This window comes from Dactylosporangium sp. NPDC050688 (genome assembly GCF_040654515.1).
Classification (GTDB): Bacteria; Actinomycetota; Actinomycetes; order Mycobacteriales; family Micromonosporaceae; genus Dactylosporangium.
Genome location: NZ_JBFAIC010000060.1, coordinates 1 through 14647, shown reverse-complemented (window position 1 = coordinate 14647; position 14647 = coordinate 1). Strand labels below are relative to the sequence as shown.

The window sequence follows — 14647 nt, the reverse complement described above, 5'->3', positions numbered from 1 at the left end:
TGGAACGCCGCTGAAGCGCCGCTGAAACGCGGCGGAGCCAAGCGGAAACCAGGCCGGAACAGTCGGAGGTCCGACGCAGAGGTCCCGCCCGGCACCCCGGCCTGGATACCGTGCAGCGGGTGCGGGTGAGGATGCTCGGGCCGGTCGACGTGGCCGACGGCGACGCCGTCCGGCCGGTGTCGGGGCTGCGGCGCAAGGCGGTCCTCGCCGTGCTCGGGCTGTCCGCCGGCCGGGTGGTGAGCGTCGAGCACCTCGTCGACGTGGTCTGGGCCGGCCGGCCGCCGGCGACCGCGGCGAACACCTTGCAGAGTCACGTCTCGCACCTGCGGGGCGTGCTCGGCCGCAGGGACGCGATCGTCGCGCGGCCGCCCGGGTACGCCCTCGACGGCACCGAAACCGACGTCCAGCTCGCCGAACGGCTGATCCGCGACGCCCGCACCGCCGGCGGCGGACCGGCGGGGGCGGCCGGCGCGCGGCAGGCCGCCGGTGCGCTGCGGGCCGCCCTCGCGCTGTGGCGGGGGCAGCCGCTCGCTGACGTGGCCGAGCTGCCGTGGCTGGAGCGGCAGGCGGAGCGGCTCACGATGCTGCGGGCCGAGGCGGCGCACGCCCTGGTCGAGGCGCGGCTCGCGCTCGGCGAGCACGCCCACCTCGTCGCGGAGCTGGCGGAGCAGGGGCGGCGGCAGCCGTTCGACGAGCAGGTGCACGGGCAGCACATGCTCGCCCTGTACCGCAGCGGGCGCCAGGCGGACGCGCTCGAGGCGTACCAGCGGCTGCGGCAGCGGCTCGGCGAGGAGCTCGGCATCGAGCCTGGGCCCGCCGTGCGGGACCTGCACGCCCGGATCCTGCGGCAGGAGCCGGCGCTGGACCCTCCGCTGCAGGCGGTCGAGGTGCGGGCGGCGGCGCCGGTACCGCGGGAGCTGCCACCGGCGGTGCCCGCCTTCACCGGGCGGTCCGCGGAGCTGGCCGCGCTGGGCGCCGTGCTGACCCCGCGGGACGCGCCGGCCACGCTGCCCGTCGCCGTGCTGTGCGGCACCGGCGGGGTCGGCAAGACGTCGCTGGCGCTGCAGTGGGCGCACCAGGCGGCGGAGCTGTTCCCCGACGGGCAGCTGCACGTCGACCTGCGCGGCGCGCACCGCGACGAGCCCCTCGCCCCCGAGGCGGCGCTCGGCGCGATGCTCCGCTCGCTCGGCGTCGCCCCCGCCGACCTGCCCCCGGACCTGCCGGGCCGCTCCACGCGGTGGCGCAGCCTGACCGCCGGGCGGCGGATCCTGGTGGTCCTCGACAACGCTCTCAGCGCCGCCCAGGTCAGGCCGCTGCTGCCCGGTACCGCCGGCTGCGCCGTATTGGTGACCAGCCGCGACGCGCTGGCCGGCCTGGTGGCCCGCGACGGCGCGCAGCGCATCCGGCTGGACGTGCTGCCGCCCGAGGACGCGGTGACGCTGCTGACCCGGCTCGCCGGGGAGCGGGCCGGCCTGGAGCCGGACGCCGCGGCCACCCTCGCCGAGCAGTGCGCCCGGCTGCCCCTCGCCGTCCGGATCGCCGCCGAGCTCGCCGCCGGGCGGCCCGGCACGCCGCTGGCCGAGCTGTCCGCCGAGCTCGCAGGCGTGCGCGGCCGCCTCGACCTGCTCGACACCGGCGAGGACGACAGCGCGGTCCGGGCCGTGTTCTCCTGGTCGGAGCGGCACCTGCCGGCCGCCGCGGCCCGGCTGTTCTGGCTGCTCGGCCTGCACCCGGGCCGGGAGATCGGCGCCGAGGCCGCCGCGGCCCTCGCCGCGCCGCGCGAGGGGGCCGGCGCTGCGCCGCGCGAGGGGGCCGGCGCTGCGCCGCGCGAGGGGGCCGGCGCTGCGGCGCGCGAGAGGGCCGGCACTGCGTCGCGCGAGGGGGCCGGCGCCGCGGCGTGCCATGGGACGCGCGCCGTGCCGCGCCACGAGACCGGCGCCGCGCCGTGCCATGAGACCGGCGCCGCGGTGCGGTTGATGGAGGTCCTCGAACGCGCCCACCTCGTCGACCGCGTCGCCGGTGGCCGGTGGACGATGCACGACCTGCTGCGCGACTACGCCCGCGAACGCGCCGCCGCGGACCTGGCGGCGGGGGAGCGCGACGCGGCGCTCGCCGAGCTGTACACCCACTACCTGACGGGGACCGTGGCTGCGTCGTCGGCCGTGTTCGGCGCGGGCCCTGCCGACCCGGCCGCCGTGTCGAAGGCCAGGGCGTGGCTGGACCTGGAGCGGCCGAACCTCGTCGCTGCCGTGCTCGCCGCCACCGGCGCCACGGTGGGCACCGCCGTCGCGCTCGGCCGGGCCGTGCAGCGGTTCCTGCGGGTCGGGTACCACGTCGCGGACAGCCTCGCCGTGAACCGGCACCTACTCGACCTCGCCACCGCCCGCGACGACCTCGCCGCGCAGGCCACCGCGCTGTTCGAGCTGGGCACCGCCCGGGGCCGCGACGAGCGCTACCAGGAGTCGATCACCGACCTGCAGCGGGCGATGCGGCTGTACGAGCGGCTCGGCGACCCCGTCGGCGCGGCGAAGGCGCTCGGCTGCATCGGCTCCAACGAGTTCCAGCTCGGCCGGTACGACGCCGCGCTCGCCCACAAACGCGAGGCGCTGCGCGCGTTGCGGGCCGCCGGGCACCGCACCGGCGAGGCCCGCGAGCTGAGCAACATCGGCCGCATCCACTGGCTGCGCGGGCGGCCCCGGCTCGCCGTGCGCTGCTACGAGCTGGCCGGCGCGATGTACGCCGACCTCGGCGACCGGGTCGGGCAGGGCCGCAACCTGCTCGACCTCGCCGAGGTGCACCAGCGGCACCGGCGGCACGAGCAGGCCCGCGACTGCCACGAGCGGGCCCGGCGCATCCTGCACGACGTCGGCGACGTCACCGCCGAGGCGGTCGCGATCGCCGGGCTCGGCCGCACCGACGCCGAGTGCGGCCAGGACCGCGCCGCGGTGGCGCGGCTGCGGCGGGCGCTGCGGATGTTCGAGGGCGTCGCCGACCGGCTCGGCGAGGCCGAGGCCCGCATCGCGCTCGGCGACGCGCACCTGCTCGCCGGCCGGGCCGCCGACGCGCTGCGGGAGCACCGGCGGGCGCTCGCCATCGCCGCCGACATCAGCGAGCGGCGCCTGGAGGCCGAGGCGCTCAACGGCATCGGCCGGGCGCTGCGCCCCGACCGGCCCGCCGAGGCCGCCGCCGCGCACCGGCGGGCCCTGCTCGTCGCCCGCGAGCTCGGCGAGCCGGACCGCGCCGCGCAGGCCCTCGACGGGCTCGGCGCCGCGCACGCCGCGCTCGGCGACGCGGTCAGCGCCGCCCGGTGCCGGCGGGAGGCCCTGGACGGCTACCGCGCGCTCGGCCTGCCCCCACCGGACCAGCCGGAGCCCGCGCTCGACGGTGCCGCCCGCCACTCCCGCGCGTCCTGACCCGCCGCTCCCGCGTCCTGACCCGGCGCTCCCGCGTCCTGGCCCGCCGCTCCCGCGTCCTGGCCCGCCGGCGCCCCGGGCCGTTCGGACGTGAACGGTCGGTGACGGCGGCTGCATCCCTTGCGTCGTAGGACGTCCACGGGATGTTCACGCCGTGACCATCGCGCATGACACTGGTGATCGTCGATATTGTCGGCGGCGGTCCCGGTACCGGTGCCGCATCGGACGTCTGATCGGAGCGGCAATGACCCGACCGTCTCGTTTGCTCGCCGCGCTGCTGGCGGGTGTGCTCGCCGCGCTCGTGCTCGGCGCCCCCGCGCCGGCCACCCCGCCCGGGATCCCCTCGAAGGCGACGGCGCAGAGCTGGCTCACCGCGCTGACCGTGGCCACCGAGGGCTCCACCAGCGGGTACTCCCGCGACCTGTTCCCGCACTGGATCACCATCAGCGGCGCCTGCAACACCCGCGAGACCGTCCTCAAGCGCGACGGCACGTCGGTGGTCACCAACTCCTCGTGCGCCGCCACCTCGGGCCGCTGGTACTCCCCGTACGACGGTGCCACCTGGACCGCGGCCGCCGACGTGGACATCGACCACGTGGTGCCGCTCGCCGAGGCGTGGCGCTCCGGGGCCAGCTCGTGGACGACCGCCAAGCGGCAGAGCTTCGCCAACGACCTGACCCGCCCGCAGCTGATCGCCGTCACCGACAACGTCAACCAGTCCAAGGGCGACCAGGACCCGTCGACGTGGCAGCCTTCGCTGTCATCGTACCGGTGCACGTACGCCAAGATGTGGATCGCCGTGAAGCACTACTGGGCGCTGAAGCTGCAGTCGGCGGAGAAGTCGGCGCTGCAGACGATGCTCAACACCTGCGCGTCCTGACCGCAGGCCCGGGCGGCGGCACCGTGGCAGGACGCCGCCGCCGGGGCGCGGACCGCGACCCGGTCGCGGGTCGTTCGGGAGCGTACGACACACTGTGGCATGCACCTCCAGCATGGTCTGCTCGCAATCGCCGCAGTCCTCACCATCGTCGCGGTCTCCAAGGTGGCGCCCCGGGTCGGCGTCGCCGTGCCCATCGCACTGGTCGTCGTCGGGGTCGGGGCCAGCTATGTGCCCTTCATCCCGAACCTGCACGTCGACCCGCACCTGATCCTCACGGTGGTCCTGCCGCCGATCCTGTACTCGGCCGCGGTCAACGTGCACGCCACCGACTTCCGGCGCAACGTGAAGGCGATCGGCGGCCTGTCGGTGCTGCTCGTCATCATCTCGGCGCTGGCCGTCGGGTTCCTGCTGCACTGGCTGATCCCGGACCTCGGGCTGGCCGCGGCGATCGCGCTCGGCGCGGTGGTGAGCCCGCCGGACGCGGTCGCGGCGATCTCGATCGGCAAGCGGCTCGGGCTGCCGCCGCGGCTGGTGATCGTGCTGGAGGGCGAAGGGCTCATCAACGACGCCACCGCCCTGGTCATGCTGCGCTCGGCGGTCGCCGCGACGGCCGGCGTGGTGTCGCTGTGGGACGTGGTCGGCGACTTCGCGTTCGCGGTCGTCGCGGGGCTCGTCATCGGCCTCGCCGCCGGGCTGCTCACCGTGTGGATCCGGGCGAAGCTCAACGAGCCCGTGCTGACCACGGCGATCTCATTCGTGGTGCCGTTCCTGGCGTTCGTGCCGGCCGAGGAGATCCACGCCTCCGGGGTGCTCGCCGTCGTCGTGGCCGGCCTGGTCACGGGGCATCAGAGCGCGCGGCACTTCACCGCGCAGGACCGCATCAGCGAGCGCACCAACTGGCGCACCATCCAGCTGCTGCTGGACAACGGGGTGTTCCTGCTCATGGGGTACCAGATCGTCACGATCGTCAATGACGTGCATGCCGGCGAGGACTCCGTCAGCCGCACCGTGCTCATCGGGCTGATGGTGACCGCCGCGCTGGTGCTGCTGCGGGTGCTCTTCATCGTGCCGCTCATCGCCCTGGTACGCCGTGACCAGCGGCGCGCCCTCGAACGCCGGGACCGGCTGCAGGGCATGCTCGCGCGGCTGGCCGAGCGGCAGCACGAGTCGCCGGGGTCGGCGGCGCGGGCGAGCTGGCTGGCCTCACTGGTGCGCCGGCGCCAGGCCGACGACGCGTACCTGACCACGGAGGGCCTCGGCTGGCGCGGCGGCGCTGCGCTCGCCTGGGCCGGGATGCGCGGCGTGGTCACGCTGGCCGCGGCCCAGTCGCTGCCGCAGAGCGTCCCGCACCGAGCGCAGCTGATCCTCATCGCGTTCACTGTGGCGATCGTCACGCTGCTCGGGCAGGGCGCGACGCTGCCGGTGCTGATCCGCCGGCTGCGCATCGCCGGCACCGACGCCGAGGCCGACCGGCGCGAGCTGGCCCGGCTGATCGGCGAGATCACCACCGAGGGCGAGGACATGCTGGACAACCCGGACCTGCGGCAGTCCAACGGGCTGCCGTTCGACCCGGAGGTCCTCGAGGCCGCCCGCCGGGAGAACGCCGCGCTCGGCGAGGCCCTCACGCAGCCGCACGACCCCGCCGAGTCCAGCGTCGCGCACCAGCGGCGTGAGCTGCACCGGCTGCTGCTCGAGTCGGCGCATGCCGCGCTGCTGGACGCGCGGGAGTCCGGCACGTACACCTCGCGCGCCCTCGGCCACGTCCAGCACCTGCTCGACAACGAGGTCTCCAGCCTCGACCCCGCCGAGGTGCACTGAGGGGGGCCGGTGACGGCACGGCGGCCGCCCCCGGGCATCCGGGAGCGGCCGTCGCGTTGAACCGTCAGTTGGAGGCCACACCGAGCCCGGAGTTGCCGCCCTCGACCTCGCCGGGGCCGCCGCCCGAGCCGCCGCCCGTGACCGCCTCGGTGACCGAGGTGAACGCGGACTCGATCCGCTCCTGCAGCGCGTCGAGCGTGGAGACCTCGGCCTGGTGCGAGGACTCGCTGCCCTCGGCGGCGAAGACGTGGTCCGTCTCGACGGCCGAGTGGTCGTACGACGTGAAGTTCGACTCCTCGTAGTGCGAGCCGTCCGCGCCGGTGAACTCGACGTGGCGGCCCTGGTCGAACGAGGTGGACTCGGCCGCGGCGTGGTCCTGCTCGTAGACGTTGAACTGGTTGTCGTAGTCGGACTCGCTGGCGTTGACCTGGTGCAGCTGGTCGAGGGACTGGTGCTCCTGACCCGTCTCGTACTGGCCGTACTCGGCGCCGCCGCCACCGTACGTGTCGGGCTGCTCGTCGCCGGTGTAGCCGGGGTCGAGCTCGCCGCCGTCGTACTCGCTCATGGTTCTCCGCCCTCAGGGAAGTCGTGGTGTACCGCTGAGAAGAACGTTAGGCACGCCGGTGATCGGTCGAATCCCCGGATCGTGCCAGCGCCGCCGCCCGTCCGGTCAGCCCGCCGGTGGTGGGGTGTGCTTCCACTGTGCGGAGCCGGCGTCCCACTCGGTGTAGGTGTACGGGTTGTCGAGCACCTTCGTGGCGGGGATGTCGGGGTTCATGCCCTTGCGCCACGCGTCCTCGCCCATCGTGGCGATCAGGTACTCGACGGTGCGCTCGACGTCGGCGCGGGCCTTGGCGAGGTCGGCGCCGACGAGCCGGTGGTCGCGCTTGACGATGCGGCCGTTCACCAGCACGGTGTGCACGTCGCCGCGCTGCGCCTGGAACGCGACGTGGCCGTACGGGTTGAGGATCGGGAACATCACCGGCGAGTCGTCGTTCTTCAGCAGCACCACGTCGGCCTTGCGGCCGGGCTGGAGGCTGCCGACCACGCCGTCGAGGCCGAGGGCCCGGCTGCCGCCGCGGGTCGCCCAGTCCACCACCTGCTCGGCGCGCAGGTGCACGTGGGTGACGGTCTCGGCCCGTTCGTGCGCCTGCAGGTGCTCGCGGGAGCGGTCGGCGCCGAGGGTGGCGCGCATCGCGGAGAACAGGTCGCCGCTCCACCAGACGCTGGTGTCCATCGACAGCGACACCGGGATGCCGTGGTCGCGCAGTTGCCAGGTGGGCGGGTAGCCCTGCCCCGCGCTCTGCTCGCTCTCCGTGGACACCGACACGGAGCCCCCGGTCGCGGCGATGCGGTGGTACGAGTCGTGCGTCAGCGTCGCGGCGTGCACGTAAATGGTCGACGGGGTCATGAACCCGTGCTCGTGCATGAGGCGGATGCCGTCGTCGTTGGTGGCGCCCCAGACCCCGGCGTGCGTGGTGACGGCCACGCCCAGCTCGCGGGCCACCTCGAACGCGGCGCGCTCCGGGAACGTGGGATCGCCGGTGACGTCGAACGCCATCTGGAAGCCCAGCAGGTCGCTGCCCGTGATGCGGCGGCGCACGAAGTCACGGAACCCGGGGCTGGTCGCCCACTCCCACGGGCCCTGCTGGATGTTGCCGTAGGCCAGGACGAACCGGCCGGGCACGGACTCCAGGGCGTCGACCGCGGCGTCGGCGTGCTGCGGGGTCTGCAGGCCGTGCGACCAGTCGACGGTGGTGGTGACGCCGGCGTCGAGCGCCTCCAGGGCGCCCAGCACGTTGCCGGCGTAGATGTCCTCGGGGCGGAAGTGCCGGCCGGACTCCAGGTAGTACCAGACGAAGTACTGGGTGAGGGTCCAGTCGGCACCGTAGCCGCGCATCGCGGTCTGCCACAGGTGCCGGTGCGTGTCGATCATGCCGGGCATGACGATGCCGCCCGTGGCGTCGATCTCGACGGCGCCCGGCGGGGCGGTGAGGCCGACGCCGACCTCGGCGATGCGCTCGCCGACGATGAGGACGTCGGCGCCCGGCAGCACCGTGTGCGCGTCGTCCATCGTGAGCACCAGTCCGTTGCGCAACAGCACCGGCTGTGCGTCCATCGCTGTCAACTCCTGTCGAGTACGGATCGCCTCCGGACACTCGTCCGTCCAGCGGTCACAGGAACGAGTGGCGAAAGTGTGAGCCGCCTCACGAGCCATGTCAAGGCATCCTTGTCCCATTGCACGAGGTTTACCGGCGGGAAGCGTGCCGGGTCCGTGGGTGGTTGACACCGGGGCGGGCGAGTTTGAGACTGATGCGACGGACAACTGTCCGCTGCGCGGACGGCATGCAAGGAGGATGTCATGGCACCACCGGACCGGTCGCGGGGTCCGCTCAGCGGTCTGCTGATCGCAGACTTCTCCCGGATCCTCGCCGGGCCCTATGCCACGATGCTCCTCGCGGACCTCGGCGCCGAGGTGATCAAGGTCGAGGGGCCGGCCGGCGACGACACCCGCACCTGGATGCCACCGACCCGCGACGGCGTGTCCACCTACTACCTGGGCATCAACCGCAACAAGCGCTCGATCGCGCTGGACCTGCGCGACGCCGAGGACCTCGCCGCGGCGCAGACCCTCGCCGCCCGCGCCGACGTCATGATCGAGAACTTCCGCCCCGGCGGCCTGCGCCGCTTCGGTCTCGACTACACCTCGGTCGCGGCCGTCAACCCGGCCGTCGTCTACGCCTCGATCAGCGGCTTCGGCGCAGGCGCCGGGGCGGACCTGCCCGGCTACGACCTGATGGTGCAGGCGATCTCCGGGCTGATGAGCCTCACCGGCGACCCGGACGGCCCGCCGTTCCGGGCCGGCATCTCGGTGTTCGACGTGATGGCCGGCATGCACGCGAGCATCGGCATCCTCGCCGCGCTGCACCACCGCACCGCGACCGGCGCCGGCCAGCACGTCGAGGTCAACCTGCTGTCCTCCGCCCTGTCCGGCCTGGTCAACCACAGCAGCGGCTACGTCGCCGGCGGGACCGTGCCGTTCCGCATGGGCAACGCGCATCCGAGCCTGTTCCCGTACGAGCCGCTGCCCACCGCCGACGGTGACCTCATCGTCATCGCCGGCAACGACGGGCAGTTCCGCAAGCTGTGCGCGGTCCTGGGCTGCGAGGAGCTCCTCGACGACCCCCGCTTCCAGCGCAACCAGGACCGCACCGCGCACCGGGAGGCGCTGCGCCCGCTGCTGGTCGACCGGCTGCGGGCCAAGGGCAAGGACGAGTGGTTCGCCGAGCTGCTCGCCGCCGGCGTGCCGTGCGCGCCGATCAACACCATCGACGGCGGCGTCGCCATGGCCGAGTCGCTCGGCCTCGACCCGGTCGTGCACGCCGGCGCCGTCCCCGGCATCCGCAACCCGATCACCTTCTCGGCGACCCCGCCGCGATACGAGCTGCCGCCGCCCGGCCTGGACGAGCACGGCGAGGAGATCCGGCAATGGCTGAAGAACTGAGCTTCCCCACCTCCGTCGGCACCTCCGACGCCGAGCACATCACGCTGCTCGGCCAGGACCTCGCCGAGGACCTCATGGGCCGGGTCGGCTTCGGCGAGCTCGCCTACTGGCTCGTCGCGGGCCGCCGCCCGACGCCGGGGGAGACCAGGGTGTTCGAGGCGGTCCTGGTCGCCCTCGCCGACCACGGCTTCACCCCCACCGCGATCGCGGCCCGGCTCACCTACGCCAGCGCCCCCGAGGCGCTGCAGGGCGCCCTCGCCGCCGGGCTGCTCGGCGGCGGCTCCCGGTTCCTCGGCGTCACCGAGGACTGCGGCGTGTTCCTGCACGAGGTCCTCGCCGGCCTGACCGAGCTGCCCGCCGACGACGCCGGCTGGGACGCGGTCGCCGCCGCCGCGATCACCGCCCGCCGCGCCGCCGGCCGGTTGCTGCCCGGCCTCGGCCACCCCGTGCACAAGGTCCAGGACCCGCGCACCCCGGTGCTGATCCGCATCGCCGAGGAGGAGGGCCTGCGCGGGCCGCACCTGCGGCTGTTCGAGGCGATCGGCCGCGCCCATCCCGCGATCCTGGGCCGTACGCTGCCGCTCAACGGCGCCGGGGTCTGCGGGGCCGCCCTGGCCGACCTCGGCCTGCCGGTGGAGCTGCTGCGCGGCTTCGCCCTGCTGGCCCGCGCCGCCGGCCTGCTGGGCCACCTCGCCGAGGAGCGCCGCACCGGCCTCGGCCTGGAGATCTACCGCACCGTGGACCGCAACGCCCGCTACGTCACCCCCACCGAGTGAAAGGACCCGCGTCATGGCTCAGGTCGTCGCGGTCGTCGCCTCGACGCATCATCCGTTCTACTACAAGGCCAGCACCGCCACCGGCGAGGACCGCCCGCCGTTCGCCGACGAGTGGGTGCGCAAGGTCACCGCGTTCCGCGAGACGCTGACCCGCGCCCGGCCCGACGTGCTGGTCATGGTCGGCTCCGACCACTTCCACCAGCTGTGGCTGGACAACATGCCGCAGTTCCTCGTCGGCAAGGCGCCTTTCTACGACGCCAACTGGTACAACGAGGAGCGCGAGTTCGGCCTGCCGCGCATGACCCTGCGCGGCCAGGAGGACCTGTCGGCGCACGTGCTGCGCGAGGGTCTCGACGCCGGCTTCGACCTGGCCTTCAGCAACGAGCTGCGGATCGACCACAGCATCACCTGCCCGATCATCACGCTGCGCCCCGAGGCGGACCTGCCGATCGTGCCGATCTACACCAACATCTTCGCCCCGCCGCTGCCGCAGCCGAAACGCTTCGTGCAGCTGGGCCGCACCATCCGGCAGCTGGTCGAGTCGTGGCCGAGCGACCTGCGCGTCGCCGTCGTCGGCACCGGGCACCTGTCGCTGGAGCTCGGCGGGCCCCGGCAGTTCGGCCCGCACGGCCCCGACCCGGAGTTCGACCGCCGGGCCGTGCAGTGGATCGCCGACGGCGACCTCGACGGCTGCCTGGCCGAGGTGACCCTGGACAGCCTGCACGCGCCGGGCAACGCCACCCACGGGTTCATGGACTTCATGCTCATGATGGGCGTCGCCGGGGACGGCCGGAAGGCCGACTACGTCGACACCTACGACCTGTTCCACACGATGGAGGCCTACTTCACCTGGTACCCCCAAGGAGCGCCGGCATGAGCGGCCCGCAGCGGAGCGGACGGCTGCGAATCAGCGGCTCAGGGTGGAGCTCAGGCTGGCGCCGGAGCGCAGCGGAGGAGACGGCATGAGCAAATATCTGCTGGACAAGTTTCTGTACACGGTGGACCGCGACCCGGAGCTGGTCGAGCGCTACCGCGAGGATCCCGCCGGCACCGTACGGTGGTGGGAGGCGAACCTCGCCAACGCGCTGCTCAACTGCCACAGCGGCGAGGCGGGCACCTGGCAGCGCTTCACCGACGAGGAGCGGGCCGCCCTCGCCGGGCACGACCACGTCGCGCTGTTCGCCCTCGGCGCGCACCCGTTCCTCACGCTGACGCTGTTCATCGCGATGTTCGAGCGCGACCACGACGAGCCCCTCGCGTACCAGAAGCAGTACGGTGCCCGGCTCGCCCACTTCGACCTGCCGTACCCGGACATCGCGACCTGATGCGCGCCGCCACGATCATTACGTGCGGGCAGCCGCCGGTCGTCGTGCAGCGACCGGCGCCGCCGCCCGGGGACGGCACCGTCACGGTCACGGTGACCGCCGCGCCCATCACCCCGCTGGACGTGCTGTGCGCGTCCGGCACGTCGTACTTCGGCGCGCCCGCCGTGCCGTACGTCCCCGGCGTGCAGGGCGTCGGCACCCTGCCCGACGGCACGGCCGTGTGGTTCCCGACCGACGCCGGCATGCGCGCCGGCGACGGCAGCATGGCCGAGCTGGCCACCGTGCCCGCGGACACGGTGGTCCGGCTGCCCGCCGGCGCCGACCACCGGCTCGTCGCGGCCCTCGGGCTGTCCGCCGTCGCCGCCTGGCAGGCTCTGACCTGGCGCGGCGAGCTGCTGCCCGGCGAGCAGGTCCTGATCCTCGGCGGCGGCGGTGTGGTCGGGCAGGCGGCGATCCAGCTGGCCCGCATCGCCGGCGCCCGGCGGGTCGTCGCCGCCTGCCGGTCTGCCGCGGCCCGGGAACGCGCCACCCGGCTCGGCGCCGACGCCGTCGTCGCGCTGCACGACACCGACGACGTGCCGGCGCTCGCCCGGCGGCTGCAGGAGGCCACCGACGGGCCCGTGGACCTGGTGCTCGACCCGCTGTTCGGGATCCCGGCCGCGGCCGCGCTGCGCACCCTGCGCGGCGGCGGCCGCCTGGTCAACCTCGGCAGCGCCGCCGGCGAGGTCGCGCCCCTGGACTCCGCGACGCTGCGCAGCGGCTCACTGCGGGTGCTCGGCTACACCAACGTCGAGCTCAGCACCGAGGAGCGGGCCGCCACCATGCAGTATCTGGCCGGCCACGCGAGCGCCGGCCGGCTCGTCGTCGACCACGAGCCGGTGCCCCTGGACGACGTCGGCGCCGCCTGGGCGGCCCAGGCGGCCGGCCGTGCGCCCACGCGCATGGTGGTCGTCCCATGACCGGCCGGTGTGCGTCCCAAGGGCACGGTGGTCGTCCCATGACCGGTCGCCGCGCGGGCTAGGCTCGCGGGGCGGAGCAACCACGACAGTTGAGGCGGCGATGGCACAGCGCGGAGAAGGACCGGACTTCATCGAGGCCCTGGCCCGCGGGCTGGACGTGATCCGGGCGTTTCACGCCGACCGCCCGCGCATGACCCTCGCGGAGGTCGCCGCCGCCACCGGCCTGGCCCGCCCCACGGCCCGGCGGATCCTGCTCACCCTGGAGGAGCTCGGCTACGTGCGGACCGCCTCCGGCGGGCACGAGCTCACCCCGCGCGTGCTGGAGCTGGGCATGGCATACGTCGGCGCGCTGTCGCTGTGGGACATGGCCCGCCCGCACATGGAGCAGCTCGTCGCGGCGACCGGCGAGTCGTCGTCGATCACCCAGCTGGACGGCTCGGACGTGGTCTACCTGGCCCGGGTCGCCGTACCGAAGATTATCGCGCTGCGGGTGCAGATCGGCACCCGGTTCCCGGCCACGGTCACCTCCCAGGGCAAGGTCCTGCTCGCCGCGCTGCCGCCGGAGGAGCTCGACGCGGTCCTCGCCACGCCCAGCCGCTCGGGCATCGAGCCGTGGGTGCGGCACAGCCGGGCGACGATCGACGCGATGCTGCGGGAGGTGAACGCCCGCGGCTGGGCCCTCGCCGACAACGAGCTCGCGCCCGGCATCCGGTCCGTGGCCGTGCCGATCCGCGACGGCCGCGGCGAGGTCCGCGCCGCCATGAACGTCACTGTCAACTCCGCGGAGACCAGCACGAAGACCCTCGTCGACCGGCACCTGCCGCACCTGCAGCGCGCCGCGGGCGCGATCAGCTCCGACTGGGCCCTGTGGCAGTCCCGCCCCCAGGCCGACGCCCCAGCGGCCGCCGCCCGCCGCTGACCCAGCCTGCGAGCGGCGCCCCGGCGAGCGATGCGCTCCGGTGAGCGGCGAGCGGTGCCTGCCGCCTGCTGCACACGCCCGCCGCCCGCCGCGCCGCTGCGCGGCGCGGTCAGCGCACGGCGACCCGGCGCAGGCAGGCGACGAAGCCCTGGTCCATGCTGACCAGCTCCCAGCCGCGGGTCTCCAGCAGCTCGACCGCGGACAGCACCTCGTCGAACATCGTGTTCTCCCCGGCGGCGCGGTTGAACGCGGCGCCCACCATCTTCGAGACCGACACCGCGGGGCCCAGGACGATGTAGCGGAACGGGTAGCCGTCCAGGTTGACGCGGCCGGTCAGAATGTCGTCGGCGCGGCAGACCCGCGAAGGGCGTGGCGGCGGTGGGTGGTTCGCGGCCCGCCCGGCGGCGGAGGAAGTACGGTGCAACGATGGCGCGCGGACAACTGCGGGTCTACCTCGGCGCCGCACCGGGCGTCGGCAAGACCTACCGGATGCTGGAAGAAGCGCACCGGCGGCGGCACCGCGGCACCGACGTCGTCGTCGGCGTCGTGGAGACCTACGGGCGGCCGCTCACCGAGGCGATGCTGTCCGGCCTCGAGGTGCTGCCCCGCGCCACCCTGCGGCACCGGGGTGCCGAGTTCACCGAGATGGACCTCGACGCGGTCCTGGCCCGCCGGCCCGAGGTCGTCGTCGTGGACGAGCTCGCCCACACCAACGTCCCCGGCTCCCGCCACACCAAACGCTGGCAGGACGTCGAGGCGCTGCTCGACGCCGGCATCACCGTGCTCACCACCGTCAACATCCAGCACCTCGAGTCGCTCAACGACGTCGTGGAGCAGATCACCGGCGTGCCGCAACGCGAGACCGTCCCCGACGCCGAGGTGCGCCGCGCCGAGCAGATCGAGCTCGTCGACATGACCCCCGAAGCCCTGCGCCGGCGGATGGCGCACGGCAACGTGTACCGGCCGGAGAAGGTCGACGCGGCGCTCGGCAACTACTTCCGGGTCGGCAACCTCACCGCCCTGCGCGAACTGGCCCTGCTCTGGCTCGCCGA

12 protein-coding genes and 1 pseudogene are annotated in these 14647 nt (G+C 74.3%); 10 read left to right on the top strand and 3 right to left on the bottom strand.

The window, feature by feature from the left end; all coding sequences use genetic code 11:
• Nucleotides 1–119 precede the first annotated feature (119 nt).
• The 3 genes from AB0H83_RS39190 to AB0H83_RS39180 all read left to right on the top strand — a co-directional run bounded on the left by AB0H83_RS39190 (nt 120) and on the right by AB0H83_RS39180 (nt 6111).
• Nucleotides 120–3413 (top strand): BTAD domain-containing putative transcriptional regulator, encoded by a 3294-nt coding sequence (locus AB0H83_RS39190; protein WP_360104482.1) that lies wholly within the window; start codon nt 120–122, stop codon nt 3411–3413.
• A 244-nt stretch (nt 3414–3657) separates the two neighbouring features.
• The gene (locus AB0H83_RS39185; RefSeq protein ID WP_360104479.1) at nt 3658–4293 is read left to right on the top strand and encodes an HNH endonuclease family protein; all 636 of its coding nucleotides are present in this window, start codon (nt 3658–3660) and stop codon (nt 4291–4293) included.
• 99 nt (nt 4294–4392) lie between these two features.
• Nucleotides 4393–6111 carry a sodium:proton antiporter gene (locus AB0H83_RS39180; protein ID WP_360104477.1) on the top strand — a complete coding sequence of 573 codons (1719 nt, stop codon included), beginning with the start codon at nt 4393–4395 and terminating at the stop codon, nt 6109–6111.
• A gap of 64 nt (nt 6112–6175) precedes the next feature.
• Here AB0H83_RS39180 and AB0H83_RS39175 read toward each other — a convergent pair whose 3' ends face one another.
• Both AB0H83_RS39175 and AB0H83_RS39170 read right to left on the bottom strand, forming a co-directional pair.
• Nucleotides 6176–6676 (bottom strand): hypothetical protein, encoded by a 501-nt coding sequence (locus AB0H83_RS39175; protein WP_360104474.1) that lies wholly within the window; start codon nt 6674–6676, stop codon nt 6176–6178.
• A gap of 105 nt (nt 6677–6781) precedes the next feature.
• Nucleotides 6782–8230, bottom strand: a complete 1449-nt coding sequence (locus tag AB0H83_RS39170; RefSeq protein WP_360104471.1) for an amidohydrolase family protein — start codon at nt 8228–8230, stop codon at nt 6782–6784.
• Between the two features lie 243 nt (nt 8231–8473).
• Between AB0H83_RS39170 and AB0H83_RS39165 the strand changes: the two genes are divergently transcribed.
• The 6 genes from AB0H83_RS39165 to AB0H83_RS39140 all read left to right on the top strand — a co-directional run bounded on the left by AB0H83_RS39165 (nt 8474) and on the right by AB0H83_RS39140 (nt 13595).
• The gene (locus AB0H83_RS39165) at nt 8474–9616 is read left to right on the top strand and encodes a CoA transferase (RefSeq protein ID WP_360104468.1); all 1143 of its coding nucleotides are present in this window, start codon (nt 8474–8476) and stop codon (nt 9614–9616) included.
• Nucleotides 9601–10392, top strand: coding sequence for a citryl-CoA lyase (locus AB0H83_RS39160; RefSeq protein WP_360104465.1), 792 nt, complete (start codon nt 9601–9603; stop codon nt 10390–10392). Before AB0H83_RS39165 ends, AB0H83_RS39160 begins: the two co-directional genes overlap by 16 nt.
• A 13-nt stretch (nt 10393–10405) precedes the next feature.
• The gene (locus AB0H83_RS39155; protein ID WP_360104462.1) at nt 10406–11269 is read left to right on the top strand and encodes an extradiol ring-cleavage dioxygenase; all 864 of its coding nucleotides are present in this window, start codon (nt 10406–10408) and stop codon (nt 11267–11269) included.
• An 85-nt stretch (nt 11270–11354) separates the two neighbouring features.
• Nucleotides 11355–11717 carry a hypothetical protein gene (locus AB0H83_RS39150; protein WP_360104459.1) on the top strand — a complete coding sequence of 121 codons (363 nt, stop codon included), beginning with the start codon at nt 11355–11357 and terminating at the stop codon, nt 11715–11717.
• A complete protein-coding gene (locus AB0H83_RS39145) occupies nt 11717–12676 on the top strand; it encodes a zinc-binding alcohol dehydrogenase family protein (RefSeq protein ID WP_360104456.1) in 960 nt (319 codons plus the stop codon). The genes AB0H83_RS39150 and AB0H83_RS39145 overlap by 1 nt, the downstream gene beginning before the upstream one ends.
• A 100-nt stretch (nt 12677–12776) precedes the next feature.
• Nucleotides 12777–13595 carry an IclR family transcriptional regulator C-terminal domain-containing protein gene (locus AB0H83_RS39140; RefSeq protein ID WP_360104453.1) on the top strand — a complete coding sequence of 273 codons (819 nt, stop codon included), beginning with the start codon at nt 12777–12779 and terminating at the stop codon, nt 13593–13595.
• 109 nt (nt 13596–13704) lie between these two features.
• Here AB0H83_RS39140 and AB0H83_RS39135 read toward each other — a convergent pair whose 3' ends face one another.
• Nucleotides 13705–14019: a hypothetical protein gene (locus AB0H83_RS39135; RefSeq protein WP_360104450.1), complete on the bottom strand. Its 315-nt coding sequence runs from the start codon at nt 14017–14019 to the stop codon at nt 13705–13707.
• A gap of 2 nt (nt 14020–14021) precedes the next feature.
• Here AB0H83_RS39135 and AB0H83_RS39130 point away from each other — a divergent pair.
• A pseudogene (locus tag AB0H83_RS39130) lies at nt 14022–14647 on the top strand (histidine kinase); the annotation flags it as partial.